Here is a 23,952-nt window from a genome sequence, read left to right on the forward strand (position 1 = left end):
CGATCTGACGACGCATCAGGGCCTCACGCCACATCCATCTGCTCGTACGTGATGACGAGCTTCTCCGTCAGCACGCTGGTGTCACCGGCCTTCAGGGAGCTGATCTCCAGGCTCTTCGGCCAGGCGTTGACCAGCGTGTACCGCTTGATGGCCACGCCCTCGTAGTCGAAGACGATGATCGCGCCGCCCTTGCGCGCGGTGGCCATCTTCCCGAACCGTGCGTCCTTGATCCATTTCTCGAAGCTGTTGTCGGCGGTCAGACCGCGGGTCAGCGTGACCTCGCCGGCCTTCGCGCGCCCCGGCAGCTTCTTGATGACGTACTTGCCGTCCGCCGTGTTCTGCTTCAGCTCGATGACGTCCTGCTCCATCTTCAGGCCCGTCACCTCGTTGATCTGCTTGATGACGACCCCGTCGATCTCCAGCCCGAAGGAATGACCGACCGAGGTGTCCATGTCCGGAAGTGCCATGACGTCCGCCCCCTATCCGCTCTACTCGTTGACGAGGCTCGTGCCGCCCGAGAACTGGGCCAGCCGGAAGATCACGAACTCGGCGGGCTTCACGGGCGCGATCCCGATCTCACAGACCACCTGCCCCGCGTCGATGCCCTCCGCCGGGTTCGTCTCGCGATCGCATTTCACGTAGAAGGCCTCGTCGGGCGTCAGCCCGAAGAGCGCGCCCTTGCGCCACTCGTTGACCAGGAAGGCCGAGATCGTCCGCCGGATACGGGCCCACAGCGCGTCGTCGTTCGGTTCGAAGACCACCCACTGCGTGCCGATGAGGATCGACTCCTCGATGTAGTTGAACAGCCGCCGCACGTTGAGGTAACGCCAGGCCGGGTCGGACGACAGGGTCCGCGCGCCCCACACCCGGATCCCGCGTCCCGGGAAGCTGCGGATGCAGTTCACACCGATCGGGTTGAGCAGATCCTGCTCGCCCTTCGTCAGATGGACCGCCAGGTCCACCGCCCCCCGCACGACCTCGTTCGCGGGTGCCTTGTGCACCCCGCGGCTCTCGTCGTTCCTGGCCCACACGCCCGCCAGCGCCCCGCTGGGCGGGACGAACTTCATCTGGTTCGGGGCACTGGGGTCGGCCACCTTCACCCAGGGGTAGTACATGGCCGCGTACTTGGAGTCGTATCCGGCGCCCGTCATCCGCCACTCCTTGACCCGCTGCGGGGAGAGGTCCGGCAGCGGGTCGATGATCGCGACGCGGTTCCCCATCAGCTCGCAGTGGGCGATCATCGCCAACTGGACGGCCTTGACGCCCTCGGCGTCCAGCGCGCCCTGCTGGTAGGCGCTCATCAGGTCCGGCACGGCCAGCATGGTGATCTCGTCGACCGTCTCGAGACCGCCGAAGCCGGTGCGTTCGTCGGCGCTGCCGACATAGTCCGACGGCGCGAGGGACACCGGGACGGCTGGTACGGCGGCGGGCGGCGGGGCCGGGGCGAGGCCCACGGTCTGGTTCTCGGGCCGGGCCTGGGCCTGCGAGGGCCCGCCGTCCTCCACGATGATCAGCCGCGACTTGTCCCGTACCACCGTCACCACGTAGTTGCGCTGGCTGCGCTTGGCGGAGACCTGCCAGGCCTCCTCGACCCGGTCCCCGCGCTTCACGTTCAGCGTGAAGGCGTCCTCGCCTGGTGAGTCACCGGAGGCGTCCGCGATCTCGACGGTGATCCCGTCGCCGGTCCCTTCCAGCGCGGCGACCTGGAAGCCGCCGAGCGGACTCCGGGGCCCGGCGGGGAGCGCCCCGGCCTTCCCCCGCTTCGCGGCCGCGGGCCGCGACTCCTGGGCGGGAGCCGATCCGTCCCCGCCGACCCGTACGACGTAGCAGGTCCCGCCGCCGTTGAGGAAGTAGGCGTAGACGGCGTGGGCCAGGTACGAGCCCTCCACGAAGTCCCCGAAGGTGGAGGTGAACTGGCTCCAGTTCGCCACCAGGGTGGGGGTGTCGCAAGGCCCTTCCGCGGCCAGCCCCACGAAGGCGGCCACGGCGGTCCCGACGCCCTCGATCGGGCGCGAGCCGGCCTCGACCTCTTCGACGTAGACGCCTGGTGACAGGTACGACGGCATCCTGGCCCTCCCCTGGGACGTAGCGGTCGCGCCCAGCCTGCGCCGCACGCCCCACCAAGGTCATGACCTCCCGGACGGCCCCGGGGGAATCCCAATCTGCCCCTTCGGGCACCCGCCCTGCTGCCACCCCGTCGCTAGACGAGGTCGTCGGGCAGGATCCGGAAGTGCGTGTACCGGTCTCCCAGCGGACTCACCGCCCGGAAATCGCGGAGGTCACGGGTCAGCAGGAGGTCCGTGTCGTACTCCGCGGCCAAGGCGACGTTCACCGCGTCCACCAGGTCCAGGTCGAGTGAGGCGTACCGCCGGCGTACCGCCAGCGCGGCGTCGAGGACCTCGGCGGTGGGGGGCGCGAGGACAAGCCGAGTCTCCCGGACTCTTGCCGCCAGGACCCGCAGGATCGCATCGGCGGCTGCCCGCCCGAGCCGGCTGCCCGCGACCTGGTGGACCTCCGTCAGGGCCAGCGGTGTGGCGACCAGTACGCCACACCTCGCCGCGGCCTTCCTGGACTCGTGATGCGCCGGGTCCGCCGAGTTGAAGAGTGCGAGGAGCCCGGACGTGTCCGCGACAGCGATCACGCCGCGTGCCCCTCCGGTCCCTGCTCGGGCGCTTCGGGCCTTTCCGAGACAGAGGCACGGATGTCGTCCCTGGTGATCGGCCCGCCGAAGTCGAAGGTCTCTTCGTCGGAGACGAACGGCTCGTCCCAGACACGGTGAGCCATGGCCATGCGGTGAATGGCCTCGCGAATCATCTCGGCCTCCGACCGGCCCAACCGAGCTGCGGCTTCCTTGAGCAGGTCAAGGTCGTTCTCGTCGGCGTAGACATTGGTGCGCTTCAGAGCCATAGGGAGATGGTACAGGTTGTGTACCATCTCGGCAGGCGCGTCACCGCCGGCGGCGCCTCTCCTCCAGCAGTTCGTCCTCGTTGAGCACCGTGCCGGCGTCGTCCCGGATCTCCACGCCCCGTCGGGCGGCCAGCTCCCGGTCCTCCTGCGACAGCGGCTGGTCCTGGATGGGGACCCTGATCACGGCCTGGCCGCTCAGCCGCGTCCCCGCGATGCCGGCCGCCCTCGTCGTGGGAGTGTCGGCGATCCGCCGGCCTTCGCCGTACTTCTCGTCGAGTTCGTTGATGTCGTCCGTCAGCCGGTCCGGCCGGGCTCCCGCGTACTGCCTGCTCTTCGAGGACTGCCGCTCCTGCCCCGGCGTGTAGCCGTCGAGCCGATTGTGGCCACGCCGCCCGCCCGTGACGTGCACCTCCTGGTGCGTGGTGCCCGCCCGGCCCGGCGCGTCGAAGTCGTTGCCGCGCTCGAAGTCCTCCTCGGACGCCTCGGCCGCCGCCCGGCGCGTCGCCTGGTCCCCCTGGCCACGCCTCGCCTGCTCCCGCCCACGGGCGGCGATCCGCTCGGCGGAGTCGAATTCCGGCGCCAGCCCGGGCTCCCGGCCAGCGTCCCGACCTTCTCCGAACGCACCCTCGGGGGCCTCCGAGGAGTGGCCGACCACAGACGGGTCCTCTTCGTGGTCCATCTCCCCTCGCACGATCGCGGCGATCTCTTCCTCGCGGGTGGGGTTGACGGCCCCGGCGACGGCCCAGCGGTTGCCCCGCTGCACCGGCTCCAGGCTCGTCAGCCCGTACCGTACGCGGATCGCCGCGAACGCGGGCGCCAGCACGAGGCGTCCGACCGGGCGTCCGGCGTAGCGGTTGCCGAACGCCATCGCGGCCTCGACCCCCTTGTCCAGGCGGGCCTTCTTGCCTTCGGGCGAGTCGTCGCCGCCCTGGACCCTGGACTTCAGCTTGCCCATCATCTTCTTGCCCGCGTCCGCGATCTTGCCGACCACCCAGTCGACGGCCTTCATCACCGGCGCCTGGACCTTCTCCAGGATCTCCTTGATCTTGGCCGAGATGCCGCCCAGGCCCAGCAGGCTCGCCAGGAAGTCCAGGACCACCGGGACCGCCTTCGCCAGCGCGCCCTCGATCATGGCCGGTACGCCGCCACCGCCGCCGCTCGCGATGCCCTCGATCGAGTCGAGCACCGAGTCCACGAAGCTCTTGATCTGGGCCGCTCGGTTGACGAAGAACATCACCACGTCGTAGATCGCCTTGCAGGCCCGCACGAAGGCCGACGCCGGGTTCAGCAGCGAGACGATCCAGGTGATGCCCGCCGTGACGATCTTCTCGATCACGAAGTCCTTGATCGCGCCGATGACCGTGTCCTTGAGGTCGGACAGTTTCTCGACGATCCACTTCCAGAGACCGCCGATGCCCTCCGTCATCAGGACCTGGACCATCTCGAAGCCGGTCTCCAGCGCGCCCATCGCGCGCTCGCCGATCCGGGCCACGATGCGGGTCCGGATGTTCTGCCACGTCAGGCCGAGGATCGAGAGGACCAGCTTGAGGATGCCCTTGGCGTCGAAGGTCTCCGGGATCTCGATGCCGCCCGCCGACAACTGACCGAACAGCCACTGCTTGAGGCCGTTCTTGAGGTGCTCGCCGATCCTGGCGGCGAAGCCCGTCACGCCCGCCTTGACGGCGTTGACCAGGTTGCCGAGGAAGCCGATCGGGTTCGTGATGATCTTGTCGATGGCACCGGCCGCCCGGGCCAGCACCCCCAGCAGCATGTCCTTCAGCTTCAGGACCGTCTCGATCGTGCCCGCGACCGCGTCCTTCGCCTTGCTCAGGAGGCCCTTGTTCTCCTCCTGGAGCTTCTTGATCTCCTCGTCGAGCTCGCCCCGCGCCGCGACGTACTTGTCCGCCAGGTCCTGCACCAGCGACTGCGACTTCTCCGAGACCGAGGACTCCAGCTGCTGGAACTCGCCCCCGATGTCGTTCGCCGCCTGCTGGGCGAACTTCCGCAGGCTCGCGGGCTGTTCGGCGACCTTGTCGGCGATCTTCTGCTTGCCCCGCGCGATGGCGTTCGACGCGTCGGCCAGCCGCTTGCCGATCAGGTCGGCGATGTTCGAGATGACCGTGCGCATCTCGCGCTCGTAGACCAGCCGGGCCTCGGCGAAGATCTGGTTGGCGCGCGGCGGCGGGTCGAGGACGGCGTCCGCCAGCCAGCGGGCCGCGCCCGTGACGCCGGAGTAGCGCTCGTCCTTCCAGGCCTTCATCTTGGTCCGGTGGTCGGCGTCGAACGCGGCCTTGGCCGCCTTCTGCCCGGTGTCGAACGCCGTCTCGACCTCGGTGTCGAGGGCGCCCAGGATGCCCTCGACCTCCTTCTTCGTCGCGTCGAAGACGCCCTTGATCTCCGCCGAGACGCGGGCCCGCTCCTGCTCCTCCTTGGACTGCGCGGCCCCCTGGCCGGCCGCCACCTGCTGCGCGGCACCCGCCTTCGCCGCCGTCATGGCCTGGACGCCGGCCGGGCCCGCGGCGGCCGCGCCGCCCTGTTCGGCGGCGACCCGGGCGGCTTCGCCCGCGCGGAACTGTGCGGGAGCCGTGGCCGCGTGGGCGTCGGAGTCCTTCTTCGCGTCCAGCGCCTCCTTGAACTGCGGTTCGTTGGAGGTCGCGAGCTGCTCCGGGGTGACCTTGGCCTCCGCCATCATGGCGTCGGTCTCCTTGGGCCCCGTGCTCAGGTCGGTCTGCTCCGGCGGGGCCTTCGCCGCCGACGCCGCCTTCGGGTCCGGGGGCGCGAGCGTCGGCGGTGCGGGCTGCCCCGGCAGCGGAGTGACGGGCTTCTCGACGGCCCTGGACTCGTCGGGGGCCTTGGCGGTCTTCTCCGTGATGTCCTTGGCCGAGCCCTCCTTGCCGGTCTTGACCTGGCCCGACACCTGGGACCTGATCTCGTCGGTCTTCCCGGACTCGGTGAACTTGTCCGCCTCGTCGAGGGACTTCGGCGCCTTCGCGGCGATGGCGGCGGACACGGCCGCGACGAAGGCCTCCTTGTCGAAGGTGCCGGGCTTCGCCGCGCCCATCTCACCGGCCTGCGCGGCCTTGGCCTGTGCCTCCTTGTCGTCCCCCGGCGGCTTCGCCGCGTCCTGGGCCGCCTTGGCCTGGGAGGCGGCGGTGGGGTGCTTGGTGAGCGTGACCTTCTTGGCCCGCAGGTCCCCGGCGACCTTCTTGAAGCGGGGGTCGGTGGCGGGGGTCAGACCGGTGGGCGCGACGGGCAGGGAGTCCAGGCGCTGGACGGCGGGTCCTGTGCCGGAGGACGTGGCGCCGGCGGGGGCCCGGTTCGCCACGAGCCGGGCCACGGCCGCGTTCCCGGCCCGCGCCTGGAGCCGCTGCAGGGTGCGGGCGTCGACGGTCCGGGGGCGGGCGGTGGTGGCAGCAGCGGACGGTACGGGGCGCCGCGGCCCGGCGCTCTCCCGTACCGGCTCGTCACCGGAGGACCGGTCCGCGGCGGCCTTCACTCCGCCGGGGCCTCGTCCTCTTCGGCTTCCTCGCCCGCGGCGCGCTGCACGAACATGCCCTGCACGGAGGGCTCTTCGCCGCCGGAGTCCTCGGCCTCGCGCTGCACAGGGGCCACGGGCGCCGCAGGGGCGGGGGCGGCCATCACCCGGTCGGCGTTGGCCACGGCCTCGCGCTCGAACCGGTCGGACGGGTCGCTGACCTTGATGCCGCCGGCCGTCTCGGTGCCGTCCACGGGGCCCGAGCGCTGCTGCACGACATGCGTCAGTTCGTGCGCCAGCGTGGTGCGGCCCTGGTGCGAGCCCGGATCGTAGGCGTCCCGCTGGAACACGACGTGCGAACCGACCGTGTACGCATGCGCGTCGACCGACTTGGCCGAGTCGTGCGCGGCGGCGTCGGTGTGGATCCGGACGTCGCCGAAGTCGTGCCCGAGCCGGGCCTCCATGTCGCCGCGGACCTCGGGGTCGAGCGCCTGGCCGCTGCCCGAGTTCACCACGTCGTGCACGGAGGAACGCTGGATCGCCGCGGCGACACCGCTGTTCCCGAGGGACCGCTGCAGCCGCAGCATCCCTCCGGGGCCGAGCGCGTCGGCCCGCCCGCCGGCCGCGGCCTTGAGCAGCAGCGCGTCGGGGGCGGCCGCGGTCACCTGGTCGGCCTTGGGCCGCGGACCGGCCACGCACTCCGCGTCGTGGTCGTGTCCCTGCTCGTGTCCGTGCATCTCTCCCCCTGCCTGGGCGGCCGCACTCCTCGCCACCATGCACTGCGCGACGCCTCGTGGGCAGGGGCCCCGGGCGCCCGCCGGGGGCACCCTGGCTGCCCCTTCGGGCAGCCGTCGCCCTGCCACCGGGCCTACCGCACCAGCCCCACGTACGGCCCGAACTCGCTCTCCAGGCACAGCCGCCCCAGCTTCCGGTACTCCCTCGCCACCGCCGCCACCAGGTCCGCCATCGACACCGGGCGATCGGCCTCCGCCGCGAGATAGGCCGCCGTCACAGCCGCGGAGCGGATGTCACCGCCCGCGAGCTCGAACGCCCGCCCGCAGAAGGCCAGATCCAGGTCGTCCGCCCGGGGAAGGGAGGCGCCCAGACAGCGGTCCCACAGCGCCTCCCGCTGCTCCGCGTCAGGCAGCGGGAAGTCCACGACCAGGTCCAGCCGGCGGGTGAAGGCCTCGTCCAGATTCGCCCGGAGGTTCGTGGCCAGCACGGCCAGCCCGTCGAACGTCTCCATCCGCTGCAGCAGATACGCGCTCTCCACGTTGGCGTACCGGTCGTGCGCGTCCTTCACCTCGGACCGCTTTCCGAAGACTGCGTCCGCCTCGTCGAACAGCAGCACGCCGTTGACCCCCGCGGCCTCCGTGAAGATCCGTTCCAGGTTCTTCTCCGTCTCGCCCACGTACTTGTCCACGACCGTCGCCAGGTCGACCGTGTAGAGGTCGAGCCCCAGCGCCCCGGCGATGACCTCCGCCGACATGGTCTTGCCGGTCCCGGAATCCCCCGCGAACAGGGCCATCACCCCGCGCCCCCGCCCGCCGCCGGGCCGCATCGCCCAGTCCCCCAGCACCCGGTCCCGGTGCCGTGCCCTCGCCGCGAGCTCGCGCAACTGCCCCCGCACCCCCGCCGGGAGCACCAGGTCGTCCCAGCCCACTCCCGGCTTGATCCGGCGGGCCAGTCGCTCCAGGCCGGAGGTGTTCTGCGCCCGCGCACCGTGCAGCAGTTCCGCCTCGCCCACCGGTCGGCCGGCCAGCACCGCCTGCTGTCGGGCCGCCGAGGCCGCGCGCCGCATCTGCTCCGGCGTGAGGACGAAGGCCGCCACCGCGTCTCCCGTCCCCCCTCCCAGGACCGACGACCACAACGCCGCCCGGGCCGCCGCGCCCAGCCGCTCGACCTCCACCAGCAGAGGCGTACCGTCCGACCACTGCGGATCCCATCCCACCTGGCCCGCCATCAGCACCGGTACGGGCAGCCCCGCCAGGGTCCGCAGCAGATCCGGCCGCTCCGCCAGGGCCTCCGCCGGGGCCGCGATCAGGCCCGCGCCCACGAGCGCCGCCTCGCGGCCCGCAGCCAGGACGAGTGCCGCCGGGTCGGGACGGCGGGCCAGTCGTGCCAGGTCCAGGGCGAGCGCCGCGCGCCCCGCCCCGGCCAGGGCGTCCGCCGCCAGCTCCTGCGCCGTGCCGCCCGCGGGCTCGCGTATGTACACGGGCGAGATCGCCTGGGCCACGGCGTCGGCCAGCCGCTCCGGCAGGTCGCCGAGCGCGCCTTCCGGCAGGCCCGCCGCCCGCACCGGGCGCACCACGTCCACCAGTGCGGGGTCCCCGGCGTCGTCGCCGAGCAGATGGCTCGCGACCCGGTCCGGGACGCGCAACGACCGCCCGAGGAAAGCCCGTTCCTGCTCCTCCACGAGCAGCAGGCCGCGGTCCACCAGCGGCCCGCCGGCCGTCAGTCGAGCGCGTGCCGCCGCCGACACGGCGGCCACCCCGCACAGGCCCAGGGCGAGACCGATGGTCGGGCGGCGGCGCGTCACGTCGTCGTTCAGGTACCCGTAGAGCTGCTCGAACCGCCGGTCGAGGTCCGGGGCAAGCGCGATGAGCAGCAGCTCGACATCGAGCGGCTCCAGGCCGAAGTCGCGCTGGAGCCGGTACAGCCGGGAGGACTCGGCCGCCTCCAGGGCGTCCACGGCCTCCCGGTCGCCCCCGTCCACCGGGTCCGGCGGGGGCACCGTCGCCGGCTCGTCCAGGATACGCAGGACCGCGTCGTCGGACAGGTACAGGCCCCGAAAGGGGTCGTCCGCCTCCGGGTCCCCGGCCCGGCGCGCCAGCACGGCCCGGCGCACCCGCGCCTCGACGATCCCGAGCCGCCCGAGCAGATGGTCCATCAGGCCCCCGTCCGGTGACCCGGGCGGCGCACGCGCGGGCCACGCGGCCCCGGAACGGGCGCGGGCGCCGGAGGAACGGACGGCGCACGGACGTCGGACAGGTCCACCGCCAGCCCCTCCTCCACCGGCGGCCCGGCCGGGTACACCGGCGCCGTGGTCACCGGCGCGCTGACCACGACGTCGAGCGAGGGCTTCAGTTCTCCGCCCAGGGCGGACCACACGTCCGCAAAGGCCCGGTCCTCCGGTGGCGGCAGCGCGATCGAGACGGGGATCGGCAGGCCGGTCGACGTCAGCTCGGGACCGAGCCGCCCGCCGGGCAGTGCGTCGTGCCTCAGGAAGCACGCCAACAGAGAGGAGAGGAGGCGGTGTTCGTCCTCCGGTCGCTGGGTCCACGCGCTGATCAGGTACGAGAGTTTGAAGTAGCGCGGCGGCAGGGTCCGGGCCGTGACCCGGCCCTGCTCGTCGTAGATGTTCTGCCGGCCCCGCGAACGGCGCCGCAGGTCCTCGCGGATGTCGTACAGGTACAGATTCACCGTCGGGGTGTTGCGACGGGCCGCCCAGTCCCGGGTCGGCGCGTCGAAGACGACGTCGACGCCCGCACCGTCCCCCAGCGCCTCCGCGCGCACCAACTCCCGCAGGGCCTCGTCCACTTCATGGATCACGGCGTCACCCACCTCACCTGCGCCACTGGAAGTCGGACGGCTGCAGCACCCCGGGGACCACCAGGTACCCGGCCTTCACCTCACGGAAGAGCGGCGCCGGCACGCCCGCGTGGGCCGCCCGCAGCTCCCGCGGTCCCAGCGTGTCCTGGACGAGCACCGGCACCGGCGCCGAGAAGGTCCCGTCCGCGCGCACCACCACCGGTGCGGCCGCCACGGTCACGCCCTCGCTCCAGCGCAGCCGGACCGTGGCCCCGGGCGGGAAGGAGCTGCCGGTGGCCTGTGTCACCGAACCGGGCGGCCCCAGCTCCGGGTTGAGCACGAGCCGTGGCTCGCGCACGGTGAGAGCGGCGCTCGCCGTGTTGTTGGCGGGGTTGCCGTCCGAGCCGGTCGTCGCGACCGTCGCGGTGACGGCCCCGGTCAGCGCCCGGTCCGCCGCGAGCTCCAGCCGTACGGTCGTACGCGCCCCGGGGGCGAGGTTCGCGAGCCCGCAGCCGGCCGCGGCCAGGCAGGGCGGCCGGGTCGCCGACACGAGCCGCAGCCCGGGCGGCGTCACGACCTTCAGTGTCAGCCCGGTGGCCGTGACGGCGCCGCCGCCCAGGACGGTCACCTCGGCGGTGATCCGGCCGCCCGAGTACGCCGTGCGCGGCCCGGCGGTCACCGACACGGACGGGTCCGCCGAGCGCGCCGGAGGACGCTGCGGCCGCTTGTCGACGGTCAGCGGTGTCGAGGCGGAGTTGTTCGTCGGGTCGGAGTCGGCGCCGGGCGTGGTGACCGTACCGGCGATGGTCCCCCGCAGCGGCGCGTTCGCGGTCACCACCCGGGTGACGGTCACCGTGGCGCCGGGCGCGAGGTCCCCGAGCGCGCAGCCGGTGGCCGGGCAGGCGGGGGTGGCGGTGACGACGGTGAGTCCGGGTGCGAGCACGGGGGTCAGCAGCACCGACCTGGCGGTGGCGTCGCCGAGGTTCCGTACCGTGTAGACGACGGTCGACGGGGCGCCGGTCGGCACCCGGGCCGGGGTCGCGGTGACAGTGACCGCCGGGTCGGGCAGCCGCGGGTCGACGACCGTGAGGTCCACCGCCGCGCGGTCGTTGTCGGGGTTCTCGTCGCGGGTGGTCGACTCGACCCGGCCCTCGATCGTTCCCGAGAAGGCGTTCTCGGCGGTGTAGACGAGGGTGATCTTCTTCTCCGCGCCGGCCGCGACGGTGCCGAGGGCGCAGCCGGCCGCCGGGCAGGGCGTGCCCGACACGAGCGTGAGCCCCGGTGGGACGGTCAGCCTGAGCACGGCGTTCTCGGCGGTCGCGGTGCCGGCGTTGCGGACGGTGAACTCCACGGTCGACCGCTCGTGGATCTCGACGACGGGCGGGGTGGCCGTGGCGGTGACCGCCAGGTCCGGGACCACGACGCGCACGACGAGCGACGTGCTGTTGTCCTGCGGCCGGTGGTCCGTCAGGCCGCCCTCCGCCGTCGCCTCGATCTTCTGCTCGCCCGGTGCGAGGCCCTTCACGCCGAGCGTGATGCGCGTCTGCGTCCCGGATCGCAGGACGCCCACCTCGCAGACCAGCTGCAGGGCGTCGGACGGATCGGCGGCACAGGCCCCGGCGGGGTCGCTCGGACCGACGGACTCCAGGCCGGGCGGCAGCTTCACCCGGACCCGGGTACGCGGGGAGTCGGCCACGCCCTGGTTCCGCACGACGAGCACGACGGTCCCGGTGTCGCCCAGCATCAGCGGCGAGTCGTCGGTCGTGAGCGACACGCGCAGGTCGGAGCTCGGCTTCCAGGTGGGCTCCTGCTGGCCGTTGGAGAGCTTGCCGGGCAGGGTCTCGCCACGGCCGTCCGCGGGATCGAGCACCCTGATCCGCCGGTCGCGCACGCCGTCCCAGCCGGACACCCGCACATCGACGGCGAGCCGGGTGCCGTCGGGTGACCAGGCCGGGTTGTCCGGCTCGTCGTAGGGCAGCTCCTCGCCGTCCGGCCCGGGCACCGTCAGGGGGCACTGGTTCCCGAACGGCAGGAGTGCGCGGCAGGCCGTGCCGTCGCCGTGCACGTCGAGGACCATGCGCGGGCCCTCGTAGCCGGAGGGCGGAGCCGCGAGCAGCCCGGGGCCGTCGACGGGCACAGCGGTCTGGCGGACGAAGGCGATGCTGCCGACGCCGGGCCGGTAGGCGGGTCGTACGTCGACGACACGGCAGTCGGCTTCGCCGCACTGGGCCGCCGAGACGTCGAACTGCGCGCCGCCGCCACTCCGGGCGGGCGCGGTCCAGATGTGCCGGTCGCGGGAGTCTCCTTCAGGCAGGGCGGAACCGTCGGAGGTACTGCTGCCGTCGCCCCCGGAGCTGCTCGCGCCGCCGCCGGGCGGGGTCCCGCCGTCGGAGGTGCCACCGCCGTCGCCCGGCACCGTCCCGCCGTCCCTCGTACGACCGCCGTCGTTCCGGGACGTGTCCGGGACCAGGCCGATCTCCCCCCAGCACACGCTCCACCTCGAGAAGGCGAGTGTGCCGCCGTCCGGCGACCAGGCCGGGTCGCGGTCGTCCGACAGACACAGGTACCCGGGCTGCGAACGCCCCGGCACTGTGTGGAGCAGCCGCCCGTCCTGCGGTCCACGGGAGACGTCCACGACCGCGATCTCCGACCTGGGCTGCGGGTTGTCGGAGGAGGGCCGCGCCCGCCGTGCGAAGGCGAGCCTGGTGCCGTCCGGGGACCAGGCCGGCCGCTGCTGGTACTCGCCCTCGCCCATCCCCTCGTACCGCAGCGGCACCGCCCCGGCCAGTCCGAGCTCCTGGCCGATCAGGATCTGCTCGGTGTCCGGCGACTCCGGCTGCCCGGTGATCCGTACGAAGGCCATCCGCTGCCCGTCCGGCGCGTACGCGGGGCCGGTCAGGGCGCTCTCCTCGCCCTGCGCGGCCCGCAGTTCGAGCCGTTCCAGCGGTACGGCAGCCCGCTGGCGCTCGATGTCGAACTCCTCCGGGTCCTTCCCGGACACCATGACGACGGGGCCGCCGCCGGCCGGGGTGTACCAGCCGACGCTCTCGGTCTCGTACAGCACCACCGCCTCCGGGTCGAAGAGCGGCGTGCCCTTGCAGTCGCACGGCTGGGCCGGGTCGACGAGGTACGGCTCGTCGTTGAGGAACACGATCTTCCCGCCGTCCGGCGACCAGGCGGCGGCGTGCCGTGCCGACGAGGCGTACGCCTCCCCGACCGCGAGCTGCTGCTCCGGTACCGCGCCCCGGCCGGCGGCCGGTACCACGACCAGCGCCTGCCGACGGCGGTCGACGATCCGGGTGATGTACGCGATGCGGTCCCCGCCGCCCTGGTGCGCGGGCTCCCAGACGGGCTTGGCCGCGGGGCTCTCCCCGTACGAGACCGGCACCTCTGCGCCGCCGGCGGCCACGGTCGTCCGGTAGGCCCGCTCGTCCCGCGTGAAGACGAACTCCGTACCGTCCGGGGACCAGTCGGCCCAGTCCGCGTCCTCGACGGCTTCGCGCAGCCCGGTGCCGTCCGTACGGACGACCCAGACGGAGGGCTCCGACTCTCCCTCGCCGGACCGGCCGCGGGAGGCGTCGCAGCGGTCCCGGGACGAGTAGCTGCCGTCCCCGCCGTCGTTCTCCCAGGACACGAAGGCGATCCACTGCCGGTCGGGGGAGAGCACGGGATCGGCGATCCGCACCCCCTGGCGCGCGAGGACGAGCGTGACGGGTCCGTCCCCGGTGCGCCGGAACAGGCCCTCCCCGGTGCCGTCGCGGTCGCTGACCCACACCAGGTCGTCGCCGCGCGCCGAGGCCTGGCAGTCGTTGCCCGCCGTGCCGGCCGGCAGCAGCGGGGTGAGGGCGCCGCGCGGTCCGACCGTGGCCACGCTGCGGTGCGGGCCGTCGCCTACGTACGCGATCCGGCCCGGGTCGGGTGCGGGCTCGTCGGCCGCGGCGCGCGCGGGCGGCGGTTCGGCGGCCGTGACCGCAGGACCCACCGCCGGCACCGTGCCCACCAGCACCATGGCGAGCAGCAGACCGAGCCCTCGCCGACCTCGCATGAAGCCGAAGCCACTTCGTCGCACGCGCGTCCGCCGGACGGTTCCCCCGCGCGCTCCGGGGACGCCCCGGGGCGGTGCCGACGGCGTCCGGACAGCCCTCCTCAGGGAAACCCTGTCGCCTGCCGCACCGCACGAACAGCCGGGCGAGGGGCAGCGGTGGGGGTAGCCACCGCTGCCCTAAGAGGCAGCCGCCGGCTTCGCTCAGATGAAGCCCTGCCGCATCGCGTACGCGACGGCGTGCGAGCGGTTGCGCAGCTGCAGCCGTGTCGTCACGTCGTGCAGGATGTTCTTGACCGTGCGCTCCGAGAACGCCAGCGCCCGCGCGATCTCCGCGGTGTCGCTGCCCTCCGCGACCAGCCGCAGGACGTCGATCTCCCGCGGCGCGAGCCCGGTGAACGCGAGTCCGCGCGGATCGAGCACCTGCCGCTGCAGTCGGCCCACCTGATCCAGCAGTCGCCCCAGCAGGTCGGCGGGAACACTGCCCTCGCCGCGCGCGGCCGCCGTGATGACCTGCACCAGCCGCTCCGTCGAGGCCTCACCGCGCCGGACGACACCCACCACCCCGCATTCGACGGCGGCGACGAGCCCGGTGTCGTCGATCTCCGTGGCCACCAGCACGATGCGGCTGTCACCGGCCCGCTGGAAGCGGCGCAGCGTCTGCAGCTCTCCCTCGCCGACCCGGTCCACGGACACCACGGCCACGTGGGGCACGTCGTCCTCCTCCTCACCCAGCAGCTGGAGTTCGGGACAGTTCCTCAGTTGCCCCGCCAGCCCCGCCCGCGAGATCGGGTCCTGGGCGGTCAACCGCACCCGGATCCGCTCCGCACCGCACTCTCCCTGGTAACGCATCGTGTACACCCCCTGCTCGGCGCCCCCACGCCCTGTGAGAGCCCCGCATTCCGTACGTGGTCCGCCTCACCGTGGGCCCAGTGAACACCCGGGCAGTCAGCAGGCACTCCACGCGGACTCAACGGGCAACGCAGCGTGCCCCCGGGTGTGTCCGTATGGGAGCGGTGGCCCTCCGGCCCGGCTTCCTACTGTCCTCACATGACCACTTCCGCTCATCTGGACGCCGCCCCTGTCTCGGTGCTGCCCGGCGAGGAGGCCCGGATCCCGCTCGAGGTACGCAACAGCGGGAACGTCGTCGAGGCCTACGCCTTCGAGGTGCTGGGGCCGGGCGCGCAGTGGATGGTGGTCGAGCCCGCGACGCTGTCCCTGTACCCGGACACGGCCGGCCAGGTGGAACTGGTGGTCCGGCCGCCCCGGGACTCGACCGTCCCACCGGGTGAACTCACCTACGGCGTGCGGGTGTTGCCGCAGGAACAGGGCCAGTACGCCACGGTTCCCGAGGGCGTCCTGCACATCCGCCCGTACGCCGACCTCACCGCGGAACTGACCCCGCGGCTGGGCCAGGGCCGCACCGGCGCCCGCTTCCAGGTGGCTCTGGACAACCGCGGCAACTACCCGTTGTCCGTCGCCCTTTCGGGCAAGGACCAGAGCGACCTGCTGAAATTCGGGCTGCCCGACGAGCCCACGGTGGTGGAGCCGGGGCGGGCGGCGTTCGTGAAGCTGCCCGTCGGGCCGAAGCGGTGGATGTGGCGCGGTGTTGCCGTGCCGCACGTCTTCCAGATCACCGCGGCTCCGTCCGCCGGCCCCGACGGCGCGCCGGAGGTGCCCCCGGCGCAGCTCGACGGCAGCCTGCTGCAGCGTCCGATCGTCTCGGCGGGCCTGCTGAAGCTGCTGCTCCTGCTGCTGGTGCTGCTGGGCGTGCTGGCGGGCCTGTGGTTCGGGCTGCTGCGTCCGGTCGTCCGCAGTGCGGCCAAGGAGGCTGTGAAGGGCCCGGTCGCGGCGGCGGAGTCCAAGGCCGCCGACGCGAAGAAGGCCGCCGACGAGGCCAAGGACGCCGCGTCGGGGGGCTCCGGCGACGACAAGCCCGGATCGGACGGCAGCGCGAGTCCGGGGCCGTCGCCCTCGGCGACGCCGGGCACGGGTCCGGCCCCGCTCCCGGGGGCGGCCCTGTTCTCCCACCGGCTGACCGCCTCCGCCCCGGCGAACGGCACGGACTCGGCCACCTACAAGGTCCCGGACGGCAAGGTGCTGCGGCTGACGGACCTGGTCCTGGAGAACCCGCAGGGCGACGCGGGTACCGTCACGATCTCGGTGGGTGGCAAGCCCCTGCTCGCGCCCGCTCTGGAGAACTTCCGCGAGCAGGACTTCCACTGGGCGTCGGCGATCCTGGCGGGACCGAAGCAGGAGATCACGGTGACGATCTCCTGCCGCACGGTCGGCCGGCCGCCAGCCGGCCCGGCCCCGACCCGCTGCAATTCGGCCGCTCTCTTCAGCGGCACGCTCGAGTAGCCCCTGGGCCGCCCTCCCGGCCCGGGGGCGGCTCAGCCCTCGTCGGGCCGCAGCCGCAGCGAGATGGAGTTGATGCAGTACCGCTGGTCCGTCGGGGTCGGGTAGCCCTCGCCCTCGAAGACGTGGCCGAGGTGGGAGCCGCACTTCGCGCAGCGGACCTCGGTGCGGATCATCCCGTGGGAGGTGTCCGCGAGCAGCTCGACGGCGTCGGAGTCCTTCGGGTCGAAGAAGGACGGCCAGCCGCAGTGCGACTCGAACTTCTCCTTCGAGGTGAACAGTTCGGCGCCGCACGCCCGGCAGGAGTAGACGCCCTCGGTCTTCGTGTCGGTGTACTCACCGCGGAAGGCGGGCTCGGTGCCGCCCAGGCGGAGCACCTGGTACTCCGAGGGGGTCAGCTCGGCCTGCCACTGCTCGTCCGGCTTCTCGACCTCGTACGACATGATGCGCGCTCCCTCAGTTCGACAGGCGGGCGAGGATCTTCGGCCCCAGGTCGGTGACGTCGCCCGCGCCCATCGTGAGAACGAGGTCGCCCGGCTTCGCCATTCCCGCGACAACGTCGGGGACCGTGGCCTTGTCATGGACGGCGGTCACCTCGGCGCCCGCGGCGCGGGCGGCGGTGATGATCAGGTCGCTGGTGATGCCCGGGATCGGGTCCTCGCGCGCCGGGTAGATGTCCAGGACCACGGAGGCGTCGGCCAGCGCCAGGGCGTCGCCCATCTCCTTGCCCAGCTCCTGGGTGCGGGAGAAGAGGTGCGGCTGGAAGACCACGAGGAGGCGGGCCGCGCCGGCGGCGCCGCGCATGGCCTCCAGGTCGGCGGTCATCTCGGTGGGGTGGTGCGCGTACGAGTCGATGACCTGCACGCCCGCGGCCTCGCCCTTGAGCTGGAGGCGGCGGCCGACGCCGGTGTACGCGGTGAGGGCCTGGGCCAGCTCGGCCGGGTCGATGCCGACGCGCGAGCCGGCCGCGAGGGCGGCGGCGGCGTTGTGCGCGTAGTGGCGGCCGGGGACGGAGACGGTGAAGGTGTGCTCGACGCCGTCCAGGTCGACGGTGACCTCGCTGGTCATGCCGTTCGGGGTGATCGCCAGGATGCGGGCGTCGGAGTCCGCGGACTCGCCGACCGTGAGCACCTGGAGGCCCTCGCGGTCCGCGACCCGGCGGGCCAGCTCGCGGGCGCCCGCGTGCTCGCCGACGACCAGGGTGCCGCCGGGGCGGATCTTGCCGACGAAGGCCTCGAAGGACTCGTAGATCTCGTCCATCGACGCGTAGTTCGCGTGGTGGTCCAGCTCGACGTTGAGGACGATCGCGACCTCGGGGTCGTACTTCTGGAAGCTGCGGTCGCTCTCGTCGGCCTCGGCCACGAAGACGGCGCCGGCGCCGTGCCGCGCGTTGGTGCCGGGGCCGGCGAGGTCGCCGCCGATCGCGTACGAGGGGTCGAGGCCCAGCTCGGTCAGGGCGACGGCCAGCATCGAGGTGGTCGTCGTCTTGCCGTGCGTACCGGCGACGGCGACCGCGCGCAGCCCGTCCATCAGGGAGGCGAGCGCGTCGGAGCGGTGCACGACCGGGATGCCCAGCTCGGCGGCGCGGGCCAGCTCGGGGTTGTCGGCGCGGATGGCGCTGGAGACGACGACGCAGGAGGCGTCGTCGGCGAGGTGCGCGGCGGCGTGGCCGATGTGCACGGTGGCGCCGAGGGCGCGCAACGCCTCGGCGGTCGCGGACTCCTTCGCGTCACTGCCGGCGACCTTGGCGCCACGCTGGGCGAGGATCTTCGCGATGCCCGACATTCCGGCACCGCCGATGCCGATGAAGTGCGGCCGCTCCATGGCGGCAGGGACGGCGGCGGCAGGGATGGCGGAGGCCATGCGTGTGTCTCCCCGGGGTGCGACGTACATGAGGCCCCCAGCGTAGTGGCTGGCGCCGGACACCCGGTGTGCCCGGGCCGGGGGCGGCCCCGGGGCCGGTTCCGGGAGCCCACGCTCCCCCGGTCCGGCCCCGCGGCCCAGCCGCCCCGCCCCGTCTACTCCTCCTCGTCGCTGTGGGCGAAGAGCTTCAGGACCGGGACGCCGACCTTGTGCCGGGCTCTGGAGGCCCAGTCCCGGTGGAAGAACTCCTCCACGTAGTGCGGTGCGGTCAGGACGATGACCTCGTCCGCGTCCGACTCGTCGACCACGGCCTTCATCTTGTTCAGGGGGTGGTCCTCGACCACCTGTCCGACCGCCTCGCAGCCCGCGGCGCGCAGCGCCCTCAGCGAGGCGTCCAGGGCCCGCTCGGCAAGGGGCCGGGCCTCCTTGCCCTCCGGTTCGCCGCCCTCCCGCCGGGCTTCCTTCAGCTCGCCCATCGCGACGTCGTCGATGGCGCGCAGCAGGACATCGGCCTGGTCACCCCTGGGCTGCATCAGCACGATGAACGAGACCGTCTCGTCTCCGTGCAGCGTGGTGACGAACTCCACGTCGACGGACGTCAGGGGCTTCTCGATCATCAAAACGCTTGTGAACACTTCGGAGCCCTTCTGCGGAAACCATCCTTCCCCGTGCCCGCACGGGGTCTGCGTGAGTAAGTGTGCCCAGCGGAAGCTAACCGGAACGGGTAATTCCGCTACGTGTCAGATCCGACGGTAGCGGGTGTAGAGAAACCCGGCCTCCTCCAGTACAGAGGCGAGCGAGAACCGTGCAGGGACGGTCACGGAAGGGCCTCCGGCGATCCTCTGCGCACTCCCGGCGGTCATGGTCGGAGACACCGTCCAGCACAGCTCGTCCAGCACGCCGGACGCCACGAACTGTCCGAGCAGCCGCGGGCCGCCCTCCGTCAGCTGCCGTCGCAGCCCGCGCGCGGCAAGTTCCCGCTTCGCGCGTTCCGGGTCCACCCGGGTCCCCTCGCCGGCCGCCACCACCTGCGCGCCGGCCTGCTCGGCCGCCCGCACCCGGTCCGGCGCCGCGGCCTCGCCGGTGAGCACGAGGGTCGGTACCAGCGGCGAGGTGAAGAGCGGAAGCGTGAAGTCGAGGTCGAGCGAGGAGCTGACGACGGCGATCGCGGGCGCGGGCCCCTGCCCGGCGGCGGCCCGTCGGGCGGCGAAGGCCTCACGGGCCCGGGCCGGTCGGTACCCCTCCAGGCGTACCGTTTCCGCCCCGACCACGACCACGTCGGCCAGCGCCCGCAGGGTGCCGAAGATCCGCATGTCGGTGTCGGAGGAGATCGGCTGCGAGCGGCCGTCGTGCTGGGCCGCGCCGTCCAGGGAGGAGACCATGTTGGCCCGCAGCCACACGCCGTCGGCGGCCCGGGCCTCCTCGGGGTACGCGTAGGCGTCGGCCAGCTCGTCGAGGGACCACTCCCCGTCCGACTCGGCTGCTGTCATGTCCGTCACAGGGAACAGGCGTCGCATGCTCGCAGTCTGACACGCCCCTTACAGTGGGGAACTGTGTCGACCCGTGCCCTCGCCGAAGCCGCCTCCATAGAGGCGACACCGCTCTCCCTCTGCGCCCGTGAGCCCCATGTGCCCGCAGACCGGCTCGTCGCGGAGATGGTGCCGCCGCCCCGGTTCGACTCGGTGCGCTTCGACACGTACATCCCGGACCCGAACCAGCCCAGCCAGATCGAGGCCGTCGACGTCCTGAGCGCCTTCGCCGAGGGGCTCGGCGGTTCGCACGCCTCCGGCGCCGGCAAGCGCCGCTGGTTCTCCCGCGCCCCGAAGCCGACCGTGCCCGCCGGCCCCCGCGGGGTCTACCTGGACGGCGGCTACGGCGTCGGCAAGACGCACCTGCTCGCCTCGCTCTGGCACGCCACCCCGGCCGAGCCCGCGCTCAAGGCCTTCGGCACCTTCGTGGAACTGACCAACCTGGTCGGCGCGCTCGGCTTCCAACAGACCGTGCAGACCCTCAGCGGGCACCGTCTCCTCTGCATCGACGAGTTCGAGCTGGACGACCCGGGCGACACCGTCCTCGTCTCCAGCCTGCTCGCCCGCCTCGTCGAGCACGGCGTCGCGCTCGCCGCCACCTCGAACACGCTGCCGGGCAAGCTCGGCGAGGGCCGGTTCGCCGCGGCGGACTTCCTGCGCGAGATCCAGGGCCTGTCCGCGCACTTCCGCCCGCTGCGGATCGACGGCGAGGACTACCGGCACCGCGGGCTGCCCGAGGCGCCCGCCCCGTACTCCGAGGAGGCCGTCACCAAGGCCGCGTACGCCACCCCCGGCGCGAGCCTCGACGACTTCCCGCACCTGCTCGAACACCTGGCCAAGGTGCACCCGAGCCGGTACGGCGCGCTGACCGACGACCTGACGGCCGTCTGCCTCACCGACGTGACGCCCGTGCCCGACCAGTCGACCGCGCTGCGGCTGGTCGTCCTCGCCGACCGGCTGTACGACCGCGAGATCCCGGTGCTGGCCTCCGGACTCCCCTTCGACCGGCTGTTCAGTGAAGAGATGCTGAAGGGCGGGTACCGCAAGAAGTACTTCCGGGCGATCTCCCGGCTCACCGCGCTCGCCCGCGACGCAAAGGGGCTTGTGGAGCAGTAGGTTGGGTGATACCCGACCGAAAGGGATCCACCATGGCCACCGTCCGTCATGCCCACACCGTCTGGGAGGGCGACCTCCTGAAGGGCAAGGGCGTCGTCACCCTCGACTCCTCCGGCCTCGGTTCGTACGAGGTGTCCTGGCCGGCCCGGGCCGAGGAGCCGAACGGGAAGACGAGCCCCGAGGAGCTCATCGCCGCCGCGCACTCCTCCTGCTTCTCGATGGCGTTCTCCAACGGTCTCGCCAAGGCCGGCAACCCGCCCACCCGCCTGGAGACCAAGGCCGACGTCACCTTCCAGCCGGGCGAGGGCATCACGGGCATCCACCTGACCGTGCGCGGCGAGGTCCCCGGCCTGGACGCGGACGAGTTCCAGGCGCTGGCCGAGGACGCCAAGAAGAACTGCCCGGTGAGCCAGGCCCTCACGGGTACGACGATCACGCTCACCGCCGAGCTCGCCTGACCCCTCCCGGCGCACACGCCACATGAGGCGACGTGGGCCCGCATGGTTCACGTGTCACCACACTGCGTGATACACACATGCGGGTCACACGTCACACACATGCACCACGTCACACCTGTCCTCCCCCTAGGCCCGGGGGGCCTGGGGGGACCCCCAGCAGGAAGTGGGTTGCCTCATGTCCGCAACACGACGTCAGATCCTCTCCCGCACCGGCGCGTCCGTCGCCGGCATCGCCTTCACCGGCGCGTTCTCCGAGCTCTTCGCCGGCACCGCCGCCGCCCGCGGCCACTCCCCCGCCGCCGGATACGGCCCGCTGGTCCCCGACCCGGCCGGCCTGCTCGACCTGCCGAAGGGCTTCCGCTACACCGTCCTGTCCCGCGAGGGCGACCCGCTCCGCTCCGGCGAGGGCCCGGTGCCCAGCAACCACGACGGCATGGCCGCCTTCGCCGGCCGCCGAGGCCGCGTCCATCTGGTCCGCAACCACGAGAACCGGGTCACCGGCCGCGTGGGCGTGCCGACCGTCGAGGGCCTGACCTACGACCCGGCCGCCAAGGGCGGCTGCACGGCGCTCACCCTGGACGGCCGGAACAACGTGCTGGACGAACGGGTCGCCATCGCCGGCACCGCGGTCAACTGCGCGGGCGGGCCGACCCCTTGGGGAACCTGGCTGACCTGCGAGGAGACCGAGGACCGGGCCGGCACCAACGGCTACACCAAGGACCACGGCTTCATCTTCGAGGTCGACCCGGCCGACCCGCACCGCACCGGCGCGGTCCCGCTCACCGCGATGGGCCGCTTCCAGCACGAGGCGATCGCCGTCGACCCGCGCAGCGGCATCGTCTACGAGACCGAGGACGCGTTCCTGAAGCCGTTCGGGCTCTTCTACCGCTTCCTGCCCGAGAAGCCGCTCGGCGGCACCGGCTCGCTGCGGGCCGGCGGCACGCTGGAGGCGATGCGGGTGCCGGGCGTGCCGGACCTGTCCGTGATCCAGGAGACCGGCGCGCGGTTCGAGGGCGTCGAATGGGTTCCCGTACCCGATCCGCAGGCGGTGCAGACACCGATCCGGCTGCAGGACTTCGGGCCGAAGGGCATCACGCACGCGCAGAAGCTGGAGGGCTGCTACTGGGGCGGCGGCGCGGTGTACTTCGTCTCCAGCTTCGCCCGCACCAAGGACGGCTCGGGCGCGACCCACTACGGCCAGGTGTGGAAGTACGAGCCGCAGCGGCGCAGGCTCACGCTGGTCGTCGTGTTCGGCCCGGACACCGACATCCAGCTGCCGGGCGAGTCCCCCGACAACATCTGCCTCGCGCCGACCGGCGGGCTGATGGTCTGCGAGGACGGCGAGGGGGCGCAGCACGTCTACGGCGTGAACCGGCGCGGCGAGGTGTACGCGGTGGCGCGCGGCGCGAACAACATCGGCACCCCGGAGACGCCGGAGTGGGGCGAGTTCGCGGGCGTCACCTTCTCGCCCGACGGCGAGACCATGTACGTCAACTGCTACACCCCCGGCACGACCTTCGCCGTGACGGGTCCGTGGTGCTGACGGCCCTTCCGGCCTGACCCCTCCCCGGGCGGGTGCGCGACCGCGGTCGCGCACCCGCCCGTTCCGTCGCAGGATCGAGGGAGCGGACCGGAAGGGGAACACGCGGTGGCGAAGCCGAAGGCACAGGGGAAGCGGGACGGCGGGAAGAAAGACGGCGGAACGCGCGACGGCACCGGGCGCGACGGGGGCAAGCGCGACGTCGGCAGGGCCGGGAAGCGGCCCGTGCCGAACCTGCGCGAACTGCTGCGGGTTCCCGGCGGCGCCCGGATCGACCTCACCTCTTACGACACCGCGGCGACGCCGGGCGGTCCCCGCGACAAGGCGGCCGGGCTCGCCGCGACGGCCGCGCTCGGCCCGCGGCTGGCCGCGCTCCAGGAGCGGCTCTACGCGGCGAGCACCGGGGGCGACCGGCGCCGGCTGCTGCTGGTCCTGCAGGGCATGGACACCAGTGGCAAGGGCGGCACGGTCAAGCACGTGATCGGGCTGTTCAACCCGTCCGGCTGCCGGATCAAGGCGTTCAAGGCCCCGACGCGGGAGGAGCTGAACCACCCGTTCCTCTGGCGCGTCATGCAGGCGCTGCCGCAGCCGGGCGAGATCGGCATCTTCGACCGCTCGCACTACGAGGACGTGCTCATCGCCCGGGTCCGCGGGCTGGCGCCGCCCAAGGTGCTGGACCGGCGCTACGGACAGATCGACCGCTTCGAGCAGTCGCTGGTGGAGGACGGCGTCACCGTGGTGAAGGTGTTCCTGCACATCTCGTACGACGAGCAGCGCAGGCGGCTCCTGGAACGCCTCGACAACCCGGAGAAGCACTGGAAGTTCAACCCGGGCGACATCGAGGAGCGGGCACTGTGGCCGGCGTACCAGGAGGCGTACGAGATCGCCCTGGCGCGCTGCTCGACAGAGGAGGCCCCCTGGTACCTGGTTCCGGCCGACCGCAAGTGGTACCGGAACTGGGCGATCAGCACGCTGCTCCTGGAGCACCTGGAGGAGATGGACCCGGCGTACCCGCCGGGCGACTTCGACGTGACGGCGTCCCGGAAGCGGCTGCTGCTCGACAGCATCGCCGATCCGGGTGGCGGAGTTCCGGAGGGGTGTGGCCGCAGATAGAGGGGTCTGGCGGCAGTTGG

At 72.8% G+C, this 23,952-nt stretch carries 19 protein-coding genes; 5 read left to right on the forward strand and 14 right to left on the reverse strand.

Annotation, left to right across the window (positions count from 1 at the left end; translation table 11 throughout):
• Positions 1–23: 23 nt before the first annotated feature.
• The 10 genes from R2D22_RS08710 to R2D22_RS08755 all read right to left on the reverse strand — a co-directional run bounded on the left by R2D22_RS08710 (position 24) and on the right by R2D22_RS08755 (position 14,807).
• The gene (locus R2D22_RS08710) at positions 24–467 is read right to left on the reverse strand and encodes a phage tail protein (protein ID WP_318102405.1); all 444 of its coding nucleotides are present in this window, start codon (positions 465–467) and stop codon (positions 24–26) included.
• Positions 468–488: 21 nt separating this feature from the next.
• A complete protein-coding gene (locus R2D22_RS08715; protein ID WP_318102406.1) occupies positions 489–2,066 on the reverse strand; it encodes a phage tail sheath family protein in 1,578 nt (525 codons plus the stop codon).
• Between the two features lie 134 nt (positions 2,067–2,200).
• Positions 2,201–2,641, reverse strand: coding sequence for a type II toxin-antitoxin system VapC family toxin (locus tag R2D22_RS08720; RefSeq protein WP_318102408.1), 441 nt, complete (start codon positions 2,639–2,641; stop codon positions 2,201–2,203).
• Positions 2,638–2,907, reverse strand: a complete 270-nt coding sequence (locus R2D22_RS08725; RefSeq protein ID WP_318102410.1) for a ribbon-helix-helix domain-containing protein — start codon at positions 2,905–2,907, stop codon at positions 2,638–2,640. The genes R2D22_RS08720 and R2D22_RS08725 overlap by 4 nt, the downstream gene beginning before the upstream one ends.
• A 40-nt stretch (positions 2,908–2,947) precedes the next feature.
• Positions 2,948–6,403 (reverse strand): hypothetical protein, encoded by a 3,456-nt coding sequence (locus R2D22_RS08730; protein ID WP_318102412.1) that lies wholly within the window; start codon positions 6,401–6,403, stop codon positions 2,948–2,950.
• Positions 6,400–7,119 carry an eCIS core domain-containing protein gene (locus R2D22_RS08735; protein WP_318102413.1) on the reverse strand — a complete coding sequence of 240 codons (720 nt, stop codon included), beginning with the start codon at positions 7,117–7,119 and terminating at the stop codon, positions 6,400–6,402. The genes R2D22_RS08730 and R2D22_RS08735 overlap by 4 nt, the downstream gene beginning before the upstream one ends.
• A gap of 131 nt (positions 7,120–7,250) precedes the next feature.
• Positions 7,251–9,272, reverse strand: coding sequence for an ATP-binding protein (locus R2D22_RS08740; protein WP_318102415.1), 2,022 nt, complete (start codon positions 9,270–9,272; stop codon positions 7,251–7,253).
• Positions 9,272–9,934, reverse strand: a complete 663-nt coding sequence (locus R2D22_RS08745; protein WP_318102417.1) for a Pvc16 family protein — start codon at positions 9,932–9,934, stop codon at positions 9,272–9,274. The genes R2D22_RS08740 and R2D22_RS08745 overlap by 1 nt, the downstream gene beginning before the upstream one ends.
• Before the next feature lie 13 nt (positions 9,935–9,947).
• Positions 9,948–13,958, reverse strand: a complete 4,011-nt coding sequence (locus tag R2D22_RS08750) for a hypothetical protein (RefSeq protein WP_318102419.1) — start codon at positions 13,956–13,958, stop codon at positions 9,948–9,950.
• 201 nt (positions 13,959–14,159) lie between these two features.
• Positions 14,160–14,807, reverse strand: a complete 648-nt coding sequence (locus R2D22_RS08755) for a response regulator transcription factor (protein WP_318102421.1) — start codon at positions 14,805–14,807, stop codon at positions 14,160–14,162.
• Between the two features lie 198 nt (positions 14,808–15,005).
• On the opposite strand from R2D22_RS08755, the gene R2D22_RS08760 reads away from it, so the two are divergent.
• The gene (locus R2D22_RS08760) at positions 15,006–16,316 is read left to right on the forward strand and encodes a COG1470 family protein (protein ID WP_318102423.1); all 1,311 of its coding nucleotides are present in this window, start codon (positions 15,006–15,008) and stop codon (positions 16,314–16,316) included.
• 32 nt (positions 16,317–16,348) lie between these two features.
• Here R2D22_RS08760 and msrB read toward each other — a convergent pair whose 3' ends face one another.
• The 4 genes from msrB to R2D22_RS08780 form a co-directional block, all read right to left on the reverse strand.
• The gene (gene msrB, locus R2D22_RS08765) at positions 16,349–16,756 is read right to left on the reverse strand and encodes a peptide-methionine (R)-S-oxide reductase MsrB (RefSeq protein WP_318102425.1); all 408 of its coding nucleotides are present in this window, start codon (positions 16,754–16,756) and stop codon (positions 16,349–16,351) included.
• A gap of 13 nt (positions 16,757–16,769) precedes the next feature.
• A complete protein-coding gene (gene murC, locus R2D22_RS08770; protein ID WP_318102426.1) occupies positions 16,770–18,176 on the reverse strand; it encodes a UDP-N-acetylmuramate--L-alanine ligase in 1,407 nt (468 codons plus the stop codon).
• Between the two features lie 155 nt (positions 18,177–18,331).
• Entirely contained in the window at positions 18,332–18,811 is a 480-nt protein-coding gene (locus R2D22_RS08775; protein WP_318102428.1) for an indole-3-glycerol phosphate synthase, read from the reverse strand.
• Between the two features lie 105 nt (positions 18,812–18,916).
• Positions 18,917–19,693 (reverse strand): pyrimidine reductase family protein, encoded by a 777-nt coding sequence (locus tag R2D22_RS08780; RefSeq protein ID WP_318102430.1) that lies wholly within the window; start codon positions 19,691–19,693, stop codon positions 18,917–18,919.
• Positions 19,694–19,729: 36 nt separating this feature from the next.
• On the opposite strand from R2D22_RS08780, the gene zapE reads away from it, so the two are divergent.
• From zapE to R2D22_RS08800, 4 genes are all read left to right on the forward strand, one after another.
• Positions 19,730–20,821, forward strand: coding sequence for a cell division protein ZapE (gene zapE, locus R2D22_RS08785; protein WP_318102432.1), 1,092 nt, complete (start codon positions 19,730–19,732; stop codon positions 20,819–20,821).
• A gap of 32 nt (positions 20,822–20,853) precedes the next feature.
• A complete protein-coding gene (locus R2D22_RS08790) occupies positions 20,854–21,279 on the forward strand; it encodes an OsmC family protein (RefSeq protein WP_318102434.1) in 426 nt (141 codons plus the stop codon).
• Between the two features lie 175 nt (positions 21,280–21,454).
• Positions 21,455–22,822, forward strand: coding sequence for an alkaline phosphatase PhoX (locus R2D22_RS08795; protein WP_318102436.1), 1,368 nt, complete (start codon positions 21,455–21,457; stop codon positions 22,820–22,822).
• Between the two features lie 222 nt (positions 22,823–23,044).
• Positions 23,045–23,932 carry a polyphosphate kinase 2 family protein gene (locus R2D22_RS08800; protein WP_318109651.1) on the forward strand — a complete coding sequence of 296 codons (888 nt, stop codon included), beginning with the start codon at positions 23,045–23,047 and terminating at the stop codon, positions 23,930–23,932.
• The last annotated feature ends 20 nt before the right edge of the window (positions 23,933–23,952 follow it).

The organism is Streptomyces sp. HUAS YS2, assembly GCF_033343995.1.
In the GTDB taxonomy this organism is placed as follows: domain Bacteria; phylum Actinomycetota; class Actinomycetes; order Streptomycetales; family Streptomycetaceae; genus Streptomyces; species Streptomyces solicathayae.

Coding starts and splice junctions, on each gene's coding strand:
- R2D22_RS08790 (WP_318102434.1), top strand. CDS start 20,854: ATGGCCACCGTCCGTCATGCCCACACCGTCTGGGAGGGCGACCTCCTG.
- R2D22_RS08725 (WP_318102410.1), bottom strand. CDS start 2,907: ATGGCTCTGAAGCGCACCAATGTCTACGCCGACGAGAACGACCTTGAC.
- R2D22_RS08760 (WP_318102423.1), top strand. CDS start 15,006: ATGACCACTTCCGCTCATCTGGACGCCGCCCCTGTCTCGGTGCTGCCC.
- R2D22_RS08740 (WP_318102415.1), bottom strand. CDS start 9,272: ATGGACCATCTGCTCGGGCGGCTCGGGATCGTCGAGGCGCGGGTGCGC.
- msrB (WP_318102425.1), bottom strand. CDS start 16,756: ATGTCGTACGAGGTCGAGAAGCCGGACGAGCAGTGGCAGGCCGAGCTG.
- R2D22_RS08795 (WP_318102436.1), top strand. CDS start 21,455: ATGTCCGCAACACGACGTCAGATCCTCTCCCGCACCGGCGCGTCCGTC.
- R2D22_RS08735 (WP_318102413.1), bottom strand. CDS start 7,119: ATGCACGGACACGAGCAGGGACACGACCACGACGCGGAGTGCGTGGCC.
- R2D22_RS08750 (WP_318102419.1), bottom strand. CDS start 13,958: ATGCGAGGTCGGCGAGGGCTCGGTCTGCTGCTCGCCATGGTGCTGGTG.
- murC (WP_318102426.1), bottom strand. CDS start 18,176: ATGGCCTCCGCCATCCCTGCCGCCGCCGTCCCTGCCGCCATGGAGCGG.
- R2D22_RS08710 (WP_318102405.1), bottom strand. CDS start 467: ATGGCACTTCCGGACATGGACACCTCGGTCGGTCATTCCTTCGGGCTG.
- R2D22_RS08715 (WP_318102406.1), bottom strand. CDS start 2,066: ATGCCGTCGTACCTGTCACCAGGCGTCTACGTCGAAGAGGTCGAGGCC.
- R2D22_RS08780 (WP_318102430.1), bottom strand. CDS start 19,693: ATGCGACGCCTGTTCCCTGTGACGGACATGACAGCAGCCGAGTCGGAC.
- R2D22_RS08755 (WP_318102421.1), bottom strand. CDS start 14,807: ATGCGTTACCAGGGAGAGTGCGGTGCGGAGCGGATCCGGGTGCGGTTG.